This is a genomic window from Dyella sp. NPDC103356, assembly GCF_055584465.1.
The window spans coordinates 98,891-121,342 of record NZ_JBVJLZ010000002.1 but is presented as its reverse complement, the minus strand read 5'-3'; the positions used below and the strand labels follow the sequence as shown (position 1 = coordinate 121,342).

Annotated in this window: 14 protein-coding genes; 3 read left to right on the top strand and 11 right to left on the bottom strand. The window is 61.8% G+C overall.

The features are described 5' to 3' along the window. Positions 1-26: 26 nt before the first annotated feature. From ACZ6WW_RS04080 to ACZ6WW_RS04060, 5 genes are all read right to left on the bottom strand, one after another. On the bottom strand, positions 27-1,631 hold the full coding sequence (locus tag ACZ6WW_RS04080) for a ShlB/FhaC/HecB family hemolysin secretion/activation protein (RefSeq protein WP_465273083.1): 1,605 nt from the start codon (positions 1,629-1,631) through the stop codon (positions 27-29). Next, positions 1,628-1,807 carry a hypothetical protein gene (locus tag ACZ6WW_RS04075; protein ID WP_281848154.1) on the bottom strand — a complete coding sequence of 60 codons (180 nt, stop codon included), beginning with the start codon at positions 1,805-1,807 and terminating at the stop codon, positions 1,628-1,630. The genes ACZ6WW_RS04080 and ACZ6WW_RS04075 overlap by 4 nt, the downstream gene beginning before the upstream one ends. Positions 1,808-2,185: 378 nt before the next feature. Further along, a complete protein-coding gene (locus ACZ6WW_RS04070; protein ID WP_465273082.1) occupies positions 2,186-3,187 on the bottom strand; it encodes a FecR family protein in 1,002 nt (333 codons plus the stop codon). Positions 3,188-3,191: 4 nt separating this feature from the next. After that, a complete protein-coding gene (locus ACZ6WW_RS04065) occupies positions 3,192-3,737 on the bottom strand; it encodes an RNA polymerase sigma factor (RefSeq protein WP_281848152.1) in 546 nt (181 codons plus the stop codon). Between the two features lie 4 nt (positions 3,738-3,741). Beyond that, positions 3,742-4,452 (bottom strand): STN domain-containing protein, encoded by a 711-nt coding sequence (locus ACZ6WW_RS04060; protein WP_465273081.1) that lies wholly within the window; start codon positions 4,450-4,452, stop codon positions 3,742-3,744. A gap of 189 nt (positions 4,453-4,641) precedes the next feature. On the opposite strand from ACZ6WW_RS04060, the gene recC reads away from it, so the two are divergent. The 3 genes from recC to recD are packed head-to-tail and all read left to right on the top strand — an operon-like array spanning position 4,642 to position 13,683. After that, positions 4,642-8,112 (top strand): exodeoxyribonuclease V subunit gamma, encoded by a 3,471-nt coding sequence (gene recC, locus ACZ6WW_RS04055; RefSeq protein WP_465273080.1) that lies wholly within the window; start codon positions 4,642-4,644, stop codon positions 8,110-8,112. After that, positions 8,109-11,771 carry an exodeoxyribonuclease V subunit beta gene (gene recB / locus ACZ6WW_RS04050; RefSeq protein WP_465273079.1) on the top strand — a complete coding sequence of 1,221 codons (3,663 nt, stop codon included), beginning with the start codon at positions 8,109-8,111 and terminating at the stop codon, positions 11,769-11,771. Before recC ends, recB begins: the two co-directional genes overlap by 4 nt. Continuing rightward, positions 11,761-13,683, top strand: coding sequence for an exodeoxyribonuclease V subunit alpha (gene recD / locus ACZ6WW_RS04045; protein WP_465273078.1), 1,923 nt, complete (start codon positions 11,761-11,763; stop codon positions 13,681-13,683). Before recB ends, recD begins: the two co-directional genes overlap by 11 nt. 12 nt (positions 13,684-13,695) lie before the next feature. Here recD and ACZ6WW_RS04040 read toward each other — a convergent pair whose 3' ends face one another. Genes ACZ6WW_RS04040 through ACZ6WW_RS04015 form a run of 6 tightly spaced genes read right to left on the bottom strand, consistent with a single transcriptional unit; the run spans position 13,696 to position 22,447 of the window. Continuing rightward, positions 13,696-14,316, bottom strand: a complete 621-nt coding sequence (locus ACZ6WW_RS04040) for a GspH/FimT family pseudopilin (RefSeq protein WP_465273077.1) — start codon at positions 14,314-14,316, stop codon at positions 13,696-13,698. Then, positions 14,306-14,734, bottom strand: a complete 429-nt coding sequence (locus ACZ6WW_RS04035) for a DUF4124 domain-containing protein (protein ID WP_465273076.1) — start codon at positions 14,732-14,734, stop codon at positions 14,306-14,308. The genes ACZ6WW_RS04040 and ACZ6WW_RS04035 overlap by 11 nt, the downstream gene beginning before the upstream one ends. A gap of 2 nt (positions 14,735-14,736) precedes the next feature. Continuing rightward, a complete protein-coding gene (locus tag ACZ6WW_RS04030; RefSeq protein WP_465273075.1) occupies positions 14,737-15,147 on the bottom strand; it encodes a type IV pilin protein in 411 nt (136 codons plus the stop codon). Positions 15,148-15,158: 11 nt separating this feature from the next. Then, a complete protein-coding gene (locus ACZ6WW_RS04025) occupies positions 15,159-20,570 on the bottom strand; it encodes a pilus assembly protein (RefSeq protein WP_465273074.1) in 5,412 nt (1,803 codons plus the stop codon). Positions 20,571-20,606: 36 nt separating this feature from the next. Then, positions 20,607-21,344, bottom strand: coding sequence for a PilX N-terminal domain-containing pilus assembly protein (locus tag ACZ6WW_RS04020; RefSeq protein WP_281848143.1), 738 nt, complete (start codon positions 21,342-21,344; stop codon positions 20,607-20,609). Then, a complete protein-coding gene (locus ACZ6WW_RS04015; protein ID WP_465273073.1) occupies positions 21,344-22,447 on the bottom strand; it encodes a PilW family protein in 1,104 nt (367 codons plus the stop codon). Before ACZ6WW_RS04015 ends, ACZ6WW_RS04020 begins: the two co-directional genes overlap by 1 nt. Positions 22,448-22,452 lie beyond the last annotated feature (5 nt).

Genomic DNA, 22,452 nt, shown 5'->3' with positions numbered 1-22,452 from the left:
GAAGTGATATGCCATCGCCCGGTGCCTCACAGACCGGCCTTGACGTTGAACAGCCATTGGCCGTCATGTGCTTTGGTGCGTACGCCATCCTTGAGTGGGAAGGCGTATTCGACTTCGCCCTTGAGGCTGCCGAACAAGGCGAAACGCGTGCCTACGCCGGTGCTGAGCAAGGTGAAGCGACTTTTCTGTTCCGGCAGCGGGCTGATCAACAGCAGACGCGAGCCGTCGAGGAAGACATGAAAGCGCCACTCGTCGACCGGCGCGCCCAGCCAGGACGCGACCGAGGGGCTGCGCAATTCGACCGAACCGATCGCGCCGTTGTCCGCCGTGTTCTCGGCCGAGAGATAACCACGCACGCTGCCCGCGCCACCCGCCGCGAACTGTTCGCTGGACACCAGCGGCGAATCGGAGCCCTGCGCATCGGCGCGGAACGCGATCGCGTAATCGCCGGCAAATTGATGGGTGTAGTTGAAACTGGCGCGCAGGTACGCAAAGTCCGAATGCGACTTGAAACGCTGGTTGTCGAACTCGCCGCGAGTACTGCCGACGCCGCGTGCGCCGAAGTTGCCGGCAACGCTGAAGCCCATCGTCGACTTGTCCGTTACGTGTTGGCCGTTGTAGGTCAACGAGAACGGCAGATAGGTCACCGGCGATTCGAGGGTGTCGGCGCCTAATGTCGTGTTCTGATCGAAATGCTTGCGACTGACACCGAAGGAGACGCTCTGCGTGTACTGCCCCAGCGTCGGCAATTGGCGCGTCGCCATCAGGCTGTATGCATGGCCGCGACCAAGCACGGTGGTGCCACCGACGATGTTCGCATTGCTATTGGACTTGTAGCCCGAAGCGAGCAGGCTCCAGTCCTGATTGAGCGGCGCAAGGTACGAAAGCGCGTAGACCTCGGCGGCATTGCGATCCTGCGGCGCGACGATATACGTGAGCGATACCGAATGACCGGCCTGCCACAGGTTGTCGTAACCGACCGTGGCGATCGTGCGCAGCTCCGGCGTGTCCTGGCTATGGTCGTTGTTTACCTCCAGGCTCGCATGCAACGGATAGGTATCGTTGACCTTGAGGGTCACGTCCATTGTCTGCGGCAAGGCACCGGGCTTGAGCAGGGGCACGACCTGTTGACCCGCCTGGCGATTGACCTGCGTCAGTTCGTTCTGCGCGTTGCCGAAGTTCGGCACCGTGCCCTCGGCCAGCGCCGGCACGGCGTCGCGAATCTCCTGCGGCGAATGGTATTTCGCGCCTTCGACGCGCACATGACCGATGCGGTTCTCGGTCACTTGCAGCAGGACTACACCACCCTTCACCTGCTGCGGCGGCACGTCGACCACGATCGATTGATAGCCCTTGTCCTGATAGGCCTTCTGCAGCGCGTCGCGCGCACCGTGCACGTCGTCCATGCTCCGGTCGGGGCCGAGGAAAGGCTCGACGATCGATTCGATATCGACGCTATCGAGCACCGTGTTGCCGCGTACTAGGTACTCGTTGACGTCGAACTTCGACGGCGCCTGTGCCGGCGCCTGGGGGGCCTGCTGGGCGTACACAGCCGGCATCACCGACATGGCCAGTGCCATCCCAAGCGAACGGCGCAGCAAGGCTGCTCCCGCTTTATTCCTTATGCTCATCCGATCACCCGCTGTTGCGCCAGCACCATTCCATGCCGGCCGGCAGGCCACGCTAGCGCGCCATCGATAACCGAATGGCGACAGACAGATGTCGCACCGTCGATGCCGCCAAGCCACGACGTGCCGATCGTGGACAGGCCGCCATAGGCACCATCCGAGTCCGCCTGATAAACCATCCGCTCGTCCCCCTGCCCGTCGCTATCGCGGCGGGCCTATCAATGAGTGGACATCCTTGTCGCTATGTTCAATGCCTTTGCCTGGGAAGACGGCTGTCTGTCGGCACGACTGAACACATGTCACGAAAAATTCACTGAGTTGGCCTGATGGGTGGCCAAACGCGCGGGCGTGACATCAAAGCGTCATAAGAAAAAGACAATGTTCGCGCCTGTCGCGACTGCAACGGCGTCCGCATCCTGACCTCCCCGGGCGATGCGGGCGTTGCAGTCGCGGCACGTTTCTTTGGAGGAGCCCAAGTGCGAAGCACTGAGGTTGCCTCAATCAGCTCCCTTTCCCCTGGCGTTGCCGGGGAGAGGTTTGAGGTCAGGGGGAGCTCTTCAGCTCAGCAAGACAATCCCACCAGGCAGTGACGTCACATGCGCCCCGTAGGCGTCATGAATCAGCGCCGCCACATCGGTCAGCTGGTTGAGCATGAAGCGGGCATGCACCTTGCGCGCAGCCAGCTGTTTATCCATCAGCACGATCTTGCCCGGACGATAACGGTTGATCTCATCGACCACCTCGGCAAGCGGCTGGTTGTCGAAGACAAGCACGCGTTGACGCCATGCCACCGCGTTCTGGGGATCGACCGCAACGGCTTCGCCCACGCCACCGGCGCTGTAATTCACTTCGTGCGCCACCTGCAGCGCGACATGGTCGTCACCGCATTCCAGCGAGGTTTCGCCGCCCAGGCAGATCACCTGCACCTGCGGGCCGGTGCAACGCACATTGCACTGACTGGCCGCGGCAACACGCACGCTGCCCGCTCCGGCAAACACAGTAAAAGGATGGATGAGCTGCGGGTCAGTAAGAATCTGTGCCTCGCCCGATACCAGCTCCATCGCCACATGACCGCTGGCGGTCTTGCGCATATTGATCGTGGTCTGCGTATTCATCTGCACAGTCACACCAGGCGCGACAGCGACTTCGCGCTGCTCGCCCGTGGCCGTGCGGTAATCGGCGGTCAGCTCGCCCAGCGCCGGCCACAGATGCCCCGGAGGATTCAGGCTGAGAAAGCACACGGCCGCAGCCGATGCGGTCAGCAGGCCGCCGAGGAATGCTCGACGATTCATGCGTGGCCCGCCATGCGCCACGCGTATCGGCCGGCGCCGCGTACCGTGCGCTTCGCTCTGGCGCATCGATTTGGCAGCAGCGCCCAACCCATCCCAGAGCAACCGTGCCTCGACGAAAGCGCGCTCGTGCTCTTCGCTACTGGAAAGCCACAGACGGAATGCCTCGGCGTCGGCCGGAGTGGCCTGACCGGAGGTCAAATGCAATAGCCAGGCCTGCGCTTCGCTGCGCGATTCGGGTGCCGGGCGGGAGGAAAGTTCGACTGCCATGCTCTTAAGACTCGTTTCCTGCCCCGGGACCGAACCGCTGAAACACCTTCCGATCGAGACGCTCGCCACAAAATTCCAAGGCTTTGCGCAGTTCCTTGCCCACCATGCGTACCGAGATGCCGTAGCGCGCGGCGATTTCCAGGTGCGGCGCCTCTTCGACACGGGCCGCCAGCAGAATGTCCCGCTGGCGTGCGGTGAGCTCGCTCAGGGCCTGTTCGAGCACCTCCACCTCCAGCCGCGCGTGCACGACCCGCGCCGGGTCGAGCGCGTCATCGGCCAGATGCAGCAGCTCCTCGACCTCGCTGCCAGTCAGGAAACGACTGTCCGTTTGCCGCTGATCCGCCGCCACGTTGAGCGCCATGCGAAACAGGTAACTATCGGGATTGCGCGCCTGACCACCAGCTTCGTCCATGCGTTCGACGCGCAGATAGGTTTCCTGCAATACGTCGTCGACCAGATCGTCCGAACCCAGCCGGCGCTTGAGGCGACGGCGCAGATCCTGCTGCCGCTGCATGAAAAGACCAAGCATGGTGACCGAGGTGGAATTCATCGCCTCACCCGACACGCTGATAAGGACTGCAGTCGAACGGATGCTCGGCTGGACGCGGCAGCAAGAGAATGGTGATCGGCTGTGGCATATCGGCCGGCATCTCGCTGACGACAAGGCCGGCGGCGAGTGTTTCGATCTGGGTATCGCGCGCGGCATTGCCGGTGGAACTGAGCAGCTGCGTGCGCGTCACCGCACCGGAGGCGTCCAGCCACAATTGCATGGCCAACCGATAACGCCCAGGGTGCGTCCGCTCCGAGCTGCAAAGGCTGCGCACAAGACTGGTCTGCAAGCGACCGGCGAAATGTTCCGAGGCTGCTGCGTCGACACCATCATTCGGGTCGTTCGCCGCCGCCGCGGGGGTTTGGTCAGGCATCAAGGTGAAGGCTTTGGGCGAGGCGTAGTGTGCGGCCAGCCCGCTGCCATCCAGCAGACGCTGCAAAGCGTCGGGCGCGCTGTAAGAGCCAGTCACGCCGGGTGAACGACGGTTGCGGACCAGGTTGTCGTCGAACAACACCGCCACGCCCGTCTGCTCGCTATAGGCACGCAAGGCCGTCATGAGCGCCTGCGCCGGGATGTCGAAATTCGTGTGCTCGTCAGCCGTCGCTGCATCGGAAACATCCTGGGAAAAGCCCGCCTGAAAGATTTCCGCAACACAAGGCGTGCTGGCCAGCATCGTGCACCCGATCCAGACAAGCACACCGCGTGGCACCGCCATTCCCCAGCCCGCCCGATCTCAAAAGGAGGTACGCACCGGGCGGTCGGCTCCGCGACCGGGAGGCAAAGCGCTCGGTAAGGCATCTAGCCTAGGCAGGGTTTGTGACAAACAGATAACCGTCTTGCGGGACATTGACGCCCCATCCAGCCACAATGAGGGCCTGGAAGCGACTGCGAGCCTGCCGCACCCGTGAGTACCACCCTCGAGCTGCCCCTGGGCGTCCCGATCGAACCCGGCCTGATGGTCATCCATGGCAATCGCCTGGAAGACCTGCGCGACCTGCTGACCGCCTGGCTGGCACGCACCCCGCTGCGGCCGCTGGAAAACGAGCTGATGCTGGTGCAAAGCAACGGCATCGCGCAGTGGCTGAAGCTGGCCCTGGCGCGCTCCCCAGCCGAGGGTGGCCTGGGAATCAGCGCCGCCGTGGACATGCAACTGCCGGGGCGGTTTCTGTGGACGGCCTACCGTGCAGTCCTTGGCGACGCGGCCGTACCCGCCACCTCGCCATTCGACAAGTCGCGCCTGACCTGGCGCTTGCTGCGACTGTTACCGGACCTGCTCCATCAACCGGACTTCAAGCCGCTGTCGGACTTTCTCAGCGGAGACGACTGGAACAAACGCTTTCAGCTGGCCGAACGCATCGCCGACCTGTTCGACCAGTATCAGGTCTATCGGGCCGACTGGCTGGGCGATTGGGAAGCCGGGCGCTTGATCCTGCGCGACGACCTGCGCGGCCGGAGCCTGCCGCTCCCAGATGCACAACGCTGGCAGGCGCACCTTTGGCGCATGCTTATCGACGATGTTGCCTCGGAGGATCGGCACAGCCATCGCGCGGCTGTGCATCAGGCTTTTGTCGAACGCCTGCAAACCACCACAACGCGGCCGGCCACATTACCGCGGCGTATCGTTGTCTTCGGCATGTCGTCGCTGCCGCAGCAGACACTCGAAGCACTGACCGCGCTGGCGCGTTTCGTTCAGATATTCCTGGTCGTCGCCAACCCGTGCCGCCACTACTGGGCCGACATCATCGAAGAGCGCGAGCTGCTTCGGGCCGACCGTCGTCGCCATGCGGTCAAACCCGGCCAGCCCGCCGAGCCGCGCTTCGAAGACCTGCATCTGCATGCCAATCCTTTGCTCGCCGCCTGGGGCAAGCAGGGGCGAGACTTTATTCGCCTGCTCGACGCCTTCGACCAGCCCGAACGCTATCGCGACCAGTTCGTCGCCTGGAGTCGCGGGATCGATCTGTTTGCCGACGTTGCCGACCCCGAACGTCCGCGGCTGCTTGCGCAGATACAGCAGGCGATTCTCGATCTGCAACCGCTGCCGCCATCGCCCGACCGGCGCAAGCTTTGGCAGCAAAACGACACATCGTTAGGCTTTCACATCGCGCATAACCGCCAACGCGAAGTTGAAGTGCTGCATGACCGGTTGTTGGCTCTTTTCGAACAGGCGGCAAAAGCCGGCAAGCCGTTGGCGCCGCGCGACGTGATGGTCATGGTGCCGGATATCCAGACCTATGCACCGCATATCCAGGCGGTATTCGGACGCATTCCATGGGACGACCCGCGCCACCTGCCCTATTCGGTCGCCGACCAGCGCAGCCGCGGCGCAGTGCCTTTACTGGTCGCACTGGAACATCTGCTCGCCTTGCCCGATTCGCGCTTTGCGGTGAGCGAAGTACTCGATCTGCTCGATGTACCAGCGTTGCAGCGCCGCTTCGATATCGATGAGGCCGCGTTGCCCATGCTGCGCCGCTGGATCGAAGGTGCGGGTGTTCGCTGGGGGCTGGACGCCACCCAGATCGGCAGCCTGGATCTCCCGCAGATCGAACAGAACAGCTGGGTGACCGGTTTGCGCCGCATGCTGCTCGGTTATGCCGTGGGCGATGGCGAGGTGTGGAACGGCATCGCGCCGTATGGCGAAGTGGGTGGCTTGGACGCAGCCACCGTCGGACCCTTGCAAAGATTGCTGGAAGCACTGGCGGCCTACTGGCGCGCATTGCGCGAACCGGCAACGCCCGAGGCCTGGGTCGAACGTCTACGCGCACTCTTGATCGAATTTTTCGACACCGGCAAGGACAGCGACGATAGCGATCTGCTCGGCCGCCTGGACGATGCCTTGAGTACCTGGCAGCAAGCCTGTGCCCAAGCGCAGTTCAATCTACCCGTACCACTACAGATCGTACGCGAGCATTGGCTGGCCGCGATCGACGAAAGCCGGCTGACGCAACGCTTCATGGGTGGGGCAATCAGCTTCGGCACCTTGATGCCGATGCGCGCGATTCCCTTTCGCGTGATCTGCCTGCTTGGCATGAACGACGGCGATTATCCGCGACGACAGACGCCGGCGGATTTCGATCTGATGGCGCTGCCCTCATTGAGTCGCCCCGGCGACCGTTCGCGTCGCGAAGACGATCGCTATCTGTTCCTCGAAGCGCTGCTCTCGGCACGCGATACCCTGCACGTAAGCTGGGTGGGTCTGAGCGAGCGGGACAACAGTGTTATGCCACCCTCCGTGCTGGTCGGCCAGCTGCGCGACTACCTCGCCGCGGGCTGGCACACCTCGAACGACATGCCACTGCTTTCCGCGCTGACCACCGTTCATCCGCTGCAGGCGTTCAGTCGACGGTATTTCGACGCCAACGACCCCGCCATGCTGGCGACGTATGCCAGCGAATGGGAGCACGCGCGCCGCGATGTTGCCGTGACCGATACCTTCGATACGCTGCCGGATGTCTTGCCCACGGCGGCACTGAGCATCGCGCAGCTGCAGAACTTCCTTGCGCGCCCGGTTCGCTATTTTTTCAACCAGCGTCTTAAAGTGTATTTCGACGATAGCGATACCGAAGTCGTCGATGACGAGCCCTTTGCGCTCGGCGGACTGGATCGCTACCAGGCCGAACAGGAACTGCTCGTGGCTGCGCTCGGCACTGCCGCTCCGCGCGAAGCGATCATGGCAGCCACCGAACGCCTGCGTGCGCAAGGCGCGTTGCCACCTGGTGGGTTCGGCAGTCTGGCGCAAGCCGAACTGGACGAGAGCGTGGGCGACCTGGCTGCGCTATGGCAATTTATGGACGAGCTTTATCCCCATCGGCTCGCGCCCATCGAACTTCAGCTCGCGATCGGAGGCTGGACGATCGAAGATTGGCTGAACGATCTACGCAGCGGCGACGACAACCAACGCCTTCGCATCACCCTGGTACAGGGCGGGCTGCGCGACGGCAAGACGCTGCGTTACGACAAGCTGATCGCGCCCTGGATCATCCACTTGCTGGCCAATGCGCAAGGTTTGTCGATGCGCACGCATATCGTCGCTGCCGATGCGCAGCTCCGCCTGGAAATCATCGATACGACGCAGGCGCTGGCCTGGCTGGCTCAGCTGATCGCCGCCCTTGAACAGGCTTTGACGCAACCGCTCGCCGCGTCGGCACGTACGGCCTTCGCGTGGCTGCAGGCGGAACGCGGCGACAAGCCTACGTACGAAGCGGCAAGGCTTTGTTATGAAGGTAGCGACTTCGGTATGGCAGCGGAGCTGCAACGCGACGCCTATCTGAGTCGCGCCTGGCCAAGCTTTGCCGCGCTCCATCGCGGCGGTTTCGAAGCCACCCTGCCGCTCTACCGACCGCTAATCGAAACCCTGGTCGACGAGGCGGCAGCATGAGCACGCTGACGCTGCAACCGCTGACCATGCCGCTACACGGCATCCGGCTGATCGAAGCCAGTGCCGGCACCGGCAAGACCTGGACCATTGCCGCGCTTTATCTGCGCCTGGTGCTGGGTCATGGCGAACCCACGCGCGAACCGCTCCTGCCATCGCAGATTCTGGTCCTGACCTTCACCAAGGCGGCGACCGCGGAACTGCGCGAACGCATCCGCGCGCGTCTCGCCGACGCCGCACTGGCGTTCCGCTCGACCACGGCGGCGGACGACGCATTTCTTGCCGAGCTGATCGCGGCCTATCCGGACGATGAAGCACGCGCCGGTGCGGCGCGACGCCTGGAATATGCCGGGCAATGGATGGACGAAGCGGCTATCCATACCATCCATGGCTGGTGCCAGCGCATGCTGCAACAGCACGCGTTCGACAGCGGTCATCCGTTCGCACAAGACACCCAGGCCGACGAAAGCCTGCTCCAGGCCGAAGCGATCCGCGATTATTGGCGTGCGCACTTTTTCCCGCTGGACCGTTACGGTGCCGCCCGGATCCGGGCCTACTGGAAAACACCTCGCGATCTGCATCGCAAGCTACGCCCTCTATTGAGTCAACCCGTCGGTTATCTTCGCCTAGACGGTGCCGCGCTGCCGACGCTTGCCGATCTTGGGCAGCAAATCGAAATGGCTCTCGCCCCAGAAACTGCCGCGCTCAAGCTTGCGCAGCGCCTATGGCACGAACAGGCTGACGCGATCGAATCAACGCTCACAGACATTCTCCAACGTGGCGGCTTCAATATCAGAATGATGAATGCCGACGCAGTAGCAAACGAACTACTGCTACTACGTCGGTGGGCTGAAGGTGGCCCTCTCGACGAAAAAGTCTTGCTCCGCTACACCCAGGCTCGTCTGATCAGCGCGACCAAAAAGGGGACGAGGCCGCCGACATTCAGCGCCTTCGATGCTATCGAGACTTGGCAGACAGCCCAGGCCAGTGCTTCGCCGCTCAAGCCCGTGATATTTGCGCATGCCGTGCCGTGGATTCATCGACGTATCGATGCGATCAAGCAACAACGAGCGCAGATCGGATTTGACGATATGCTGCGTCGGCTGGATGGCGCGCTGCATGGCCTTAGCGGCGACCGGCTGGCACACACCCTGGCCAAGGATTTCCCGGTAGCCCTGATCGACGAATTTCAGGACACCGATCCGCTGCAATGGCGTATCTTCGAGCGGATCTATGCGACACGACCGCAACAGGCGCTGTTGCTGATCGGTGACCCCAAGCAGGCCATCTACAGTTTCCGTGGCGCGGATATTCACACCTACCTGCGCGCGCGCGATGCCGCGTTGTCACCGACCTGGACGCTTTCCACCAACTACCGCTCGACCCACGGCATGGTCCGTGCCGTCAATCGGCTGTTCGAACTGGGCGACACGCACGAGAGCGGCGCCTTCGGGTTTGGCCAGGCGCTTCCCTTCCATCCCGTGGACGCGCACGGTCGAAGCGAAACGCTGACGTACGAAGGCCAGCCGGTAGCCTCATTGACCTTTGCATTACAGGGCGGCGAGCAAGCCGTCGGAATTCAATCGTATCGCCATACCATGGCTGAGCACGCCGCAGCGACGCTGGTCGCGCTGCTCGACGCCGCACAACATCGGCGCTGCGGCTTTGTCGACCCACAAGGAGAGCTGACCGCGCTGCGCGAGGGCGATATCGCCATTCTCGTACGCGGTCGTACCGAAGCCACACTGATTCGCGACGCGTTGCGGCGGCGCGGCCTTAAAAGCGTGTTTCTTTCCGATCGCGATTCGGTTTTCGCCTCGCCCCAGGCCGAGGACATGTGGCGCTGGCTGCAAGCCTGCGCCGATCCGGGCTCCGATCGCGCCATGCGCGGCGCCATGGCTACGCCATCGATGTGTCAGCGCTACGACGAACTCGAGCGATTGAATACGGACGAGCGTTATTGGGAGAGCAGCGGTGACTGTTTCCGTCGACTCCATGACACCTGGCTTCGCCATGGCGTCCTGGCGATGGTGCACGATCTGTTGCACTTGTTCGATCTCCCTGCCCGCTTGCTCGCGTTGCCCGACGGCGAACGCAGCCTCACCAATATCCTGCACGTGGCCGAACTGCTGCAGCATGCGGCCGCCGCGCTCGACGGCGAACGCGCCCTGATCCGTTATTTCGCTGCACGTATTACCGAAGCACACGATGCACAGGTGGACGCCAGCGAAGAACAGATCGTCCGCCTGGAAAGCGAAGACGCGTTGATCAAGGTGATCACCATTCACAAGTCCAAGGGTCTGGAATACCCCTTTGTCATGCTGCCGTTCGCGGCGGCGACGCGTACCCGCAACGACGGCGATGTTGTCGTATGGCATACCCAGGACGGCACGCCTGTAGCAGACCTGGCAGCCGGCGATCTGGCGCGTGCCGCTTCGGCACGCGAGCAATGGCAGGAAGACCTGCGATTGCTCTACGTTGCCTTGACACGTGCACGTCATGCCTGCTGGCTTGGTATTGCCTGCTATCGCATCGGCAACGCAAAAGCACCGATGCTGCATCGTTCGGCGCTGGGCTACCTGCTATCCGGTGGCGAACCGATCGAACCGGCCGATCTTCCCAAGCGGCTTGATAATCTCAAACACGGTGTCGCGGACATCGCCGTTACCGTGCTGGCCGAAGAAGCCGACACGCATATCTATCGCGCCCTCCATGCCCAGGCCGCATCGAATCGGCATGCGCTTCGCTACACCGGATCGTCCATCGAACCCTGGCGCATCGCCAGCTACAGCGGCCTCAAGTACGCGGAATCGGCGCCAGCGCAACATGCCCCGGAAACGGCGGCGCAGGACGTACTTACCGAGGCATTGAGCGAGACGACTTTGCCGGCTATCGCAGCTCACGGTGAGCCGACCGGCATCCATGCCTTTCACCGTGGTGCCATGGCAGGTACGTTTCTGCATGAACTGTTCGAGTGGGCCGCGGAAAAAGGCTTCGCCCATACCAAGGCATCGCGCGATGAGCTGGTCGCCTGGACCGTACAACGGGCGCAGCGTCACGGATGGCAACGCCATGCAGACATGCTTTCGGAATGGCTGATTCAGTTCCTCGATACATCGCTGGAGCTTCCCACTGGCGATGCCCTTTCGCTGGCCAGCCTGAACCTCGGCCAGTACTACGCCGAACTCGAGTTCTGGATCGAAGCGGACCGGGTAGACACGCAACGACTCGATCAGCTTGTCGTCAAGCACACGCTGAGCGGCACACCGCGCCAACCGCTGGCACGCGAAACCATCAACGGCATGCTGAAGGGCTTTATCGACCTGGTCTTCGAGCATCAGGGGCGTTACTACATCGTCGATTACAAATCCAATCAGCTAGGCACCGATGCCCATGCGTATACGCACGATGCCATGCGGCAATCCGTATTGAACGAGCGCTATGACCTGCAGTACGCGTTATACACGCTGGCCCTGCATCGCCAGTTGCGCGCACGCCTACCGGGATATCAATACCAACGCCATATGGGCGGCGTGATGTACCTGTATCTGCGCGGCGTCGACGGCAAGGGGCATGGCATCCATAACGAATGCTTGCCCTACGCGCTGGTCGATGCACTGGATCGTCTATTCGACAACGAAGGTCGCGCCGATGCCGCTTGAAGCACTGCTACGGCACATCGAACAGGCCACGGACCAAGGTCGCCTGCGACCGCTGGACGCGGCCTTTGCACGCTTTCTGGCCGAACAAGACGGTACCGGCAATGTCGTGCCACCGATGCTCGGCGCCCTGGTCAGCCAACAGTCCGGTGAAGGCCATCTCTGCCTTGAGCTCGACGCGCTGGGCGCCTTGATCGACCGACTGGACTTGCCGGCGAGCTGGCGCGAGCCGTTGCTGGATACGCCCGCACTCATGCAACAACTGAACGCCTCGACCGTGGTGGCGAGCGACGAACGAATCTCGGCGACACCGTTGGTACTGGATAACGGCCGGCTTTACCTCCGTCGCTACTGGGACCACGAACGCCTGGTTGCGTCCGCGATACAGCAACGCCTGCTCTCGCCCGTTACACCGCCACCGGGACTCAAGCAGGAGTTGTTGCGGTTGTTTCCAGATGACGGCAGCGGTGCCGTTCAATGGCCGCGTGTCGCCTGCGCCCTCGCTGCCCGCAGTGCCTTCACCATCATCACCGGCGGCCCCGGTACCGGCAAAACCACCGCTGTCGTCCGTCTGCTTGGATTGCTTCAGACCTTGCAACTGGCCGAACACCACCGCCCGCTACGCATCCGTCTGGCCGCCCCCACCGGCAAGGCCTCGGCACGCCTGAATGCATCCATCGCATCACAAGTAGCGGCCCTGGACGTCAGCGACGCTGTGCGCGCGGCCATCCCTAACGATGTCGTCACGCTGCATCGACTGCTCGGCGCGCGCCCCGACAGCCGCCGTTTCCATCACCAGGCGAACGATCGGCTGCACCTCGATGTTCTGGTCATCGACGAAGCCTCGATGATCGACCTGGAATTGATGTCCGCCGTGCTTACCGCGCTGCCACCGCAGGCACGGCTGATTCTGCTCGGCGATAAGGACCAGCTGTCGTCGGTGGAAGCCGGCGCCGTACTGGGCGATCTGTGCAAGCGTGCTGAAGCCGGCCACTACAGCACAGACACCGCGCAATGGTTGCACGACATCAGCGGCGATGACGTTACCCCATGGGTCGGCGACGATCCGCGACCACTCGATCAGCACGTTGCGATGTTGCGCCAGAGCCATCGCTTCGGCGCGACCAGCGGCATCGGGCGGCTGGCGCAAGCGGTCAATGCCGGTCGCGCCGACACCGCCCATCAGCTTCTGTCTTCGTCGAACGACATGCACTGGCTACAGAGCGCCATCGACAGCCGCTCTTTGGCCGTCCTGGTGCTCGATGCGTCCACGGGCTACCGATATTATCTGGACCGACTCACCGCGCAGCGTCCCGAACCGCAGGCAAGCGAACAAGCTATCGATGCATGGGCGCGCCAGGTGCTTGCCTCATTCGGACGGTTTCAGCTGTTGTGCGCGATACGTCATGGCGACTACGGCGTTGCCGGACTGAACGCGCAGGTAGTCTCGCTACTGCATGAAACCGGGCTGATTGCCAGCGAGCACGGCTGGTACGAAGGGCGCCCGGTGATGATCACTCGCAACGATTACAGCCTGGGCCTGATGAACGGCGATATCGGCATTGCCTTGTCCGTTCCCGTCGAAGGCGGCCTGACGCAGTTGCGCGTCGCTTTCCGTATATCCACGGGCACCGACGGTGTAGAGCGCATCCGCTTTCTGCAACCGTCCCGACTGGCCAGCCACGAAACTGCCTATGCCATGACGGTGCACAAATCGCAGGGCTCGGAGTTCGACCATGTCGCGCTGATGCTGCCGCGCGAAGCGAACGCCGTAGTGTCGCGGGAGTTGTTGTACACCGCCATTACTCGCGCGCGGTCGAGATTCACGCTTTGTGCGTCGCAAACGGTCATCGACAGCGCTATCGCCAAACCGACACATCGCTATTCGGCACTCGCCGAAAAAGTTTCCGGCTAGCGCCAACAAGCCTCAGGTCGGCGTGCAGTCGGTACCAGCCGCCAGGTCCTGAACAATGGCACGGCCGGTCGGCGAAATAATGATCGTCTTGCCGGGCACCGCACCCGTGCTGGTGCCTTCGGCTGCCTGACCCGACACCGGCTTGAAGCACACGCTTATCGCGTGCTGCACCTGGTCGCTAAGCTCGCCGCGCGAATTGAAGGTGTATACGGACTGGTTGGAGCGAATCGAAAGCGCGGGGTTCCCCGAGCTGCTGTGCAGGAGATCGTAACCGGCGGTACCGGCCGCATAGGCCGAACCGGCCGCGGTGGTCGTGTAAGAGAGCCAGCCGCCATCGAAATTGGTGCTAGCCAACTGACAGGACGTATCCGTTTCGGCAGCCCCGGGAGCGCGGGGACATACCGACACCTGCTTGCGCTGACTGATCGCTTCGCTGCGCGCATTCTGCAGATCGGCCAGCACGTTATTGGCCTGTGCGGCAACGTTATTGCGCCGCATGAAGTCGCGGAAATTAGGCATCGCGGCCGCCGCCAGGATCGCAAGTATCACCGTGGTGATAACCAGCTCCATCAGCGTAAAGCCGGACTGGTGCCTGTGTCTGCCCGCTTTGATCGAGTGCTTTCTATTTGTCATCGCAATAGCTCCCGATCTGTGCCTGGGCATCGCCACGTGCCTTCAACCGATCGTCGTTGCTGAGCAATCGGGCTGCGTGGATATCGCCGCCGTCGACAACCGCTGCCTGACCATCGACTCGTTTGAGATTGTCACGCGCAACCTGACAAAGATGGACGCGCTGCGTTTTGTCCATCTGATCCACATCCGCCTTGGACACCGTCAACTGCGGTGCATCGGCCATCGACCGCACAGGGGTATCAACTCCCCCTTTGAGTTCCACCAGCTTGGCATTCTTTGCCTGCGGATGTTCTTCATAGTGGACCGTGCCGGCGGCATCGGTCCATTTATAGACCTGCTGCGCGCAAAGTCCTTGGGACACCAAAGCCAGCGCGACAGATGCAAGGCCATTCAACGATGGTCGGCTCAGCGTCGGCATCGTCAGTTGCCCCAGCAAGCGGCCTTGGTGCCGGTGCCGCTGATGGTTTGCTGACCTTGACGGTTGATCGTGAAGTTCCCGCACTCGGTGTCTTCTGTCGCCTGGGTGCCAATTGCCGTTGCCGTGATCGAGAAGTTCTTCGTATCCGCGCTGTTGATGGCCACGGTGTAGAACTGACCCGCCATCGTGGTCGTACCGCCCAATGCGGTCACATCCGTCGTATATGTGTTGTTCGAATAGAAGAAATGTTCCTGACGACCCGCCAGATCCAGCAACGTGCGGGTCGCATCCGTACGATGCGCCCGAACCACATAGCGGTGATACGCCGGGATCGCGATGGCGGCAAGTATGGCCACGATCATCACCACGATCATGATCTCGATCAGCGTAAAACCCGATTGACGACGATGCATCTCGTATCCCCTTACTTGTCCAGCGGCTCGCGCCAGGAAATTTCGCCACTGGTGATGCCCTGCAGCGGAGTGACATCGTGGCAGATGATGGCACCACTGGACGTCTGCACGCAGACACGCAACTGCTGCGTACCGTTGGCGTCGGTACCGCCCTTGTGCAGGCTGGGCTGCGATGGCAGGCCGGCACCGAGCGAAACGGAGCGCGCAACATAGGTCGATTGCCCGGAGGTGGTCGTACCAAGGAACCCAAGCAAGCCCGTGCTCGACGTGCCCGACTTGTAGTCCATACCGTAGAGCAAGCCCTGGCCCTGGTCGGTACAGGTATCGGTACCGGGGAGATACGTCGTCGTCAACAACACACCGCCGGCAAGCGCCTGGGAACTGATGACGCGTTCGGCAGGCACTGTATTGCCATTACTGTCCGTGACCGACAGGTTGTACAACCAACCCGGGTAGGTCGCCACCAGCTGTGCGAACGCCGCTTCGTTAGCCACCGTCTTCGGCGACCCGACGACCTTGTCGTCTGCCGTGATCTGCACGTTGGTGATATCGATCAGCGACGACAGCGCGACCGTGCCCTTGCTGTCGATGATGCTCGCAACGATCTGTCGCTGCTGATCGCCCAGGTCAGCCTTGGTGTAGGCACGCCCCGTACCGAAGAACACCATCGAACGCTGCTGGTCGTCCACGCCCAGAGTCGGACGGATCGTGACCGGGCGATTGACACCCGAGACCAGCATACGAGGCGTCCAGGCGGTGGGATCGGTACTGTTGTTGAAATCGATCGCCCACATGCCGCCACTGAACGAGTTGCTGGTGCCCTGGGAACTGCCGAAGTAAAGCGCCTCGGCAATACCATCGAGATTGAAGTCCGAGGCAATCAGGTCGCCCGCGAAACTCTGTGCACCGGCTTTCGCACTGCCGACGTTGCCGAAATCGGCCGCATTGCTCTTGTTGCCCCAGGTCACCGGCGTCGGGTTGGCCGAGGCAAGGTTGGCCATGTCATAAGCTCGGATCAACAGGTTCTGTGAGGAGCCCGCGCTGCCGCCTTCGGTCGTGCCCACGCCGCTGTTATCCGTGGTGCCCGATCCGGTGAACATGTAGAACTTGCTCGGGTTCGGGTTGGTGGTGCCGGCCGGGCGGAACATCGCAACCGCTGGCAACGACGAGGTGTAGGTTGCCGTCAGCTGGGTCAGGTCGGCGCACGAAACGATCGTGCTGGCACAGGTCGTGCTGGTCGCGCTGGTATTGGTCAGCTCGGCGAGCACCACCGGCGGGGCCTCCGGATTGGTCACGTCCAGCACCACATACGCGGAGAACGAGTTCTGCTGAGTCGCACCGCTGCCCGACTTGGTATCCAGACCGATCGGGCCGCCGCCGAAACGGAACGGAACGATCAGCACCGTACCCCAGCCATCGGGATGGCATTGCGTCGTGCCACTGGCCGCGCAACCCGTGTCCGCGCTGAAGATACGCGCGTCCTGGGAAATCGGCGAACCGTCGACATAGAACATGTGCGTGTACTGCGGATCGGCCATCCAGCGCAGATGCGGCAGCAGGTTGCCGGGTACGTAGGCCCACACTTCAGCGCCGAGCGGGTGCGCGGTGTAGCCGGTATCGGCAGTACAGGTACCGTCACTGGCGCATTTTGGCGGCTGCAGATCGACCTGCTTGTTGGCCGCGTCGTAGAAGCCGCCATTGAATGCATGCAGCATGCCGTCGTTGGCGCCGACATAGATCATCTGGCGACGGCTCTGATAGACCGCTCGGAATCCGCCATAGCTCGCATCGTTGTACAGCAGGTCGAACGCCTCGGCAGGTGTACCGACAGCCAAAGGCGTGGAGTTGATGATGTCGCCAAGACGGTAGACCTGGGTATCGAGCGTACGCGAGCGCCAGTTGGGGTCGGGCTTGCCGTCGCTACCCACATAGTCCGCACCGCGTACCCATGAGACCAGTGCGCTCGCACCCGTCGCATCGCAGGTATTGAGGAAACGGTAGTTGCCGGTAAATGTCGTACCCGCGCATGTGCCCGTGCCGTTGAGGGTGCTGGACGTCCAGGTGAAATCCATCTGCTCGCCGGCATCGACCTTGCCGTTATGGTTGGCATCGACCCAGGTAAATATGTAGCGGCCATTGGCAGCGGTTGCCGCCGTACCATAGGTGCGCTGAGTAGCGGTGGTGTACGTGCCGGCATTGAGCTGTGTCTGCGCCGACCAGACCGTCGTCAAGGTGTCGAGTGTCTGGCCCGCGCACTGCGCCGGCGCGATCGAACTGGGCGCCGATGCTACGTCGGTGAAGGTCTGGTAGCGCGACTCACCCGTGGTCGTGGTGCAGAACACTACGATCGGATTCTGGGTGTAGTTACCCAGCGTCGGCACACCGTTCACGTTGTAGCCGCCCATGCGCAGACGACCCTGCGCATCGGTCCACAGCGCATTCAGCGCGCCGGTCCACGCCACCTTCTGACTGCCGTCCTTATTTTGCTGCTGCGCCTGATAGAGCGCCTGATACGTCAGACCCTCGCCTGCGGCGCTGCTGGAAACCACCGCCGCCGAAGTACCCGAACCCGAGCGGGCGAGGATCTTGTTGAACACGTCGGCCAGGCGGGCACCGAGCTGTGCCGGGTTGCGCACCGGGAAGAAGTTGTCCGGCAGGCCATCGCCCGTACCAGTCGTGGTCGGCTGCCCGGTGTTGTTGTCCACACGATCCCAGTTGGACGTCGAGCACGCAGGTGTCGTGGTGCTGTCGCAAGGCTGGTTGATGGCGTTGCCATTGGCGTCGGTGGTGGCGGCAAAACCGCCGTACTTTGCGGCGTAGTAAAGCGGGTTCTGCAGCGCCTGGGCCTGTGCGCTACCGATCTTGAATTTGTAGACCTGGGGCACCGTCCAGGTGCTGGGTATGTTCTTGCTCTGGGTCAGAATGGAGTTGTCCTGATTACCAGGACGCAACAGATCGCGCTTGACACCATCATTGTCCGAGCCGGTCACGGTGAAACCACCGAGCATTGCATTGCCCGCATAAGCGGACAAATGTTCGATGCGCACCAGCGCCGTGTCTTCACCGATAGTAGGCTTGCCACTGGTGCCGCACACTGAGCTTGTCGACAATGTCGCCAGCCAGCAGATGTCATAGCCGGTATAGCTACCGTGATTGGTAGTCGTCAGGTTGCACTGGGCGCCCACGCAATAGGTGAACATCACCTCGGTATCGAGATCGTGGTCGTTACCCCATTGGGAGTCTTCCCATACCACCGAGAAACTACCGGCCTTGCCGGTGCTGAGCTGCGGGCGGCCATAGACGAAGAACGGGGAAATGATTGACGTCTTGGTGCCGATCGTCACGTTACCGAGATAGCAGTTACGCCAATCGGACGACGATGCCGTGGCCGAACCGCTATTGTTGGCCTGGCACATCGGGACGATGCTGAAACTACCATTTGAGAGCGGAATCTGGAACTTCGGCAGGTTTTCCGCCAAAGCCACGGTATAGGTCTGAATATTGTTGGGATTGCCTGACGGTTTGGCCACGCCCGATGCCGTCTTCAAGTTGGGCCGCATATCGGTAATGCGCGCCTTGTAAGCAAGACCGGCGATCAGGTAACTACCTTCCTGCGATGGAATATCGGGGCAGATACCGCGCACCAGGCTCAAATTATCTACCGTCTTGCCGGTACATATGTCCTCATGCGTGTTCGCGGGATTGCCGACTACGCTTGCATCGCCCGTCTGCGCCGGACCTGCCGTAGCCGACTGAGTCGCCACCAGATTATCGAGCGACCGGCCGACCAGATAGGTGCCGTTGATTCCTTCGAGCGTGCCTACTGTCTTGGTCGAGTCGTTGGCAACGGTGCTGCCGAGGTTGGGAATGGCAACACTGGACACCTCGTCGCCATCGAACGAATTCAGACCTGTCGACAGCACGATGATGCTGCACTGCGCGCAGTACGGATTGCGCACATTGCCGCTGCTGTCCTTACCGTAAGGATCAAACCAGGTCGCGCTCGGCAAACCAGTGAGGTCGGTCCCAGGCAAGTAAGCTGCCGTAGATGTACCACCGGCAATGTAATTCAGCGCCTCGGCGTACATCTCCGACAACGGGTTGCCCCAAGCTTCGCAGCTGTAGCTCGACGTGGTGCCGGGGTTGTTCAAATGACCGTTGCCGCCCGTACGGTTATTGATGCCGTAGGTATTGCAATCGGACCAGGTGCCATTCCAGCTACCGATGTTATTGACGATATTGAAGCGATTCAGCGCATTGACGATGCCCTCGGCTCCCGAAGCCAGCGCCGACGAACAAAAAACACCCGTCTGCAGACTGATTTCGTCCCCGGTCCCGCAGTCGGTGTTGGCAACATTGCCGGCAAGCTTGCCGATGTTCCGTCGCAGCACACCACCCGAACGCGGGTCGCCATAACTGCCAGTGATCAGACCGAAACGCATCTGGCCGTTTTCGCCGTAACGCTGCAGCAGGCCCACCGGCTTGTAGCTGGGCGTACCGCTATTGTTGTACGACTGGCAAAAACTCTCGCGAAAGCTCGAACCCGGATCGCATACCTGAACGCGTACGGTATATGACGTACCACCGGTCGAAGACTGATTGGGAATATCGAACCAGTTGCTGTTTCCGTTGGAAGGCTTGCTACCAGTCTGCCATTGGCACTGCTGACTGGCCGTGGAACCCCATTCGGAAAATACACCCTTTGCAGCGCGCAGGCGCGGTGAGCCACTGACGCTGTAGTTGCCGTTGTCGTCAAACGTCGCGTTACAAAACGACATCGTTGTGGTGAACGGCGTGAAATTGTTGATATCGGTGCCCGAATAGACTTTCGCCCAGGCATGCAGGTCATTGGGAATCGGCGCACGCTCAAGCGTGGTAGCCGTCGACGTATCGGTGGAACGCAAACCGCCGTAAAGCACCAAGCGCAAGACATCCAAGCGGCTCATGGTCAGCCAGTTCAGGAAGTTGCCGCTCCAGGTTGTGCCATCGCACTGATGACCGTTTGTCCCAGTCGCCTTGGCACTGGCCTTATAAGTGGCGGTACCGTACTGGTAGCAAAGGTTGGAATCGAAGTAGCCCGAATAGTTGAATTTGTCGTTGTAGGTCGTGTCTACGACGCCGTCGCCGTCCAGATCGGTGTAGTCGGTATAGGCCTTGATGAACAGCTGCTCGTCGCGCGAGATAACCAGCATCACCAATGGCGCCACCGCGCTGGCGTTCAAGGTGGGATATGCGGTGTAGTCGCCGCCCACCGCCGTCTTGTTGTTCTTGTTCACCGCGATGGAAGCACCCGGCGCGCCGGCCGCCGTAGCCGCCATGGCGGCAGATAGCGGCAATATCGCCAGGAGCATCAACAGCACAGCCAACATCATCCGGCGAGCGGAGCGATGTAGTGCCTGGTTGGGACGAAGGAATCGATTCATGACCCGTCTCTTCAAAGGTATGGGCTTGCTGTGCGGTCAGTTGGCAATGCGCTGTTTGTATTGCGAGAGCGTCATGGCATTGGTCGCGGACGCATCCGTCGGACCGGTACCGCCGGCGCTCGCCACGCTCAGAATTTCGAAGTACATGGCTGCGCTACCACCGGCGGCACCACTGCCCTGCCCCCGATAGCCCGCAGCCTGCGCCGCGGCCGAGCCGGCCTGCAGGCCGGTGCCATCGGGCCGCACCCAGATGCTGGATGTGCCGCCGCTGGTGCAATCGCCGCTGGTGCAACTGGTGATGGTGACGTCCGGCTTGCTGTTCTTGACCCAGGTGGAAGGATCGTAGGCAAGTTCGCTGGTCTGATAGGCAATGGCGTAAAGATTGACCGTGCCGGTGGTGGCATCGGTACGGATGGTCATGCTCTTGAGCATGTCGCAGGTGACGCCGCTGCTGCCGATAGGCTTGGAGCCGCAGATCGGAAACGTACTGAAATCGGTGGAGGGCACCGTCCCGCCGGTCATGGTCGTAGGCCAGCCACGGTTGAAAGTGTGGTCGTCGAACAAAGCTACCGTGACATCGCGCAACGATTCGGATACTTCGAACAGTTGCTCATGCTGGGCGACATTATTGACCATATGCATTTCAGTGAGCGTGCCACGCATGGCAATGACCGCCACCACCGACAGCACGACAAGGAATACCAGGCCGATAAACAGTGCGACGCCGCGCTGTGCGCGACGGAGCGTTGCGTAACCAGGAGCGCGACTAGCCATTATCCACCTCGACTGCGATTACGCAGCTGCACGGTCTGTTGCATCAACGTACGCACGAACTGATCGGGACGGTTCAGCCCTGCCATGGAAAAACCATCGCAGTCGGCACCCGTGCTGGTAAGCGTAAATTTGCCGCCGGCATCCACTTCGTAAGAGCAGGTACCGGTCAAGGCGAACGTGCCGGTTTGCGGAATGGACAGGTCGCGCTCGCGGCCGCGGGCCACCATGCTCACTCGCACGGACAGGACATTGGTCCAGTCCTGATCAGTCATCTTGGCCGCGCTCTTGTATTGATTGACCGCGGGTACTTCGCTTTGCTGGCCGCTGGGGATGTACACACCGTATTCGAATTGCAACTGCTCGATACCCGAAACGATCGGGAACGCCTGGAACTTGCCACCGCTGATGCTCATGCGCATCAGGGTCGGCTGCGGCGTGCCACCGTCGCTCGTTGCCGAACAATTGCCGCCGCTGGTATCGGAACACGGCTGCAGGTAATACATGTCCACCCGATACGGATAGACATAGCGATGCGTACTGCCCGGTAGCGTCGGTACCGAGGCGGATGCCTTGAAGATCTGCCCCGTCTGACCGACGTTTGCGGCCAGGTAATAAGTGGATGCCGGCAGGCAGGTACTGGTATCGAGTGCGGTCGCGCCGGTATCCACGGCACAAGGGTCCGCATCGGCATAGCGCACTACCAGCACGTCGCTGCCAGGCACATAGTTGGCGTCGTTGACGCACCCGGTGACAGGGAATTTAGCGCCGCCATCGACACCGTACACGCTACCCGAACCGGTGGCATTCTGTGCGGCCAGCAGCCAGGCGTCGTTGCAGGACGAAGCCCCGGTGCCATCGGTCAACCCCTGGATTTCGTTCGGTAACACGCCGCCCCAGAAGCCGGCCATGCGCACCGACCAGCTGACGGTGTCGTTGGCAAAGCGCAGGTTCTGCTGCAGATAGTTGCTGCCCTGCTGCACCTGATACGCACGGCGATTGGCCAGAAGTACCTGAATCAGGCCCGCGACCACGATCAGACCGAGCAATGCCGCTACCAACAGCTCGATCAGCGAAACGCCCAACTGCCGGGACCGCCGTTGCATGGACT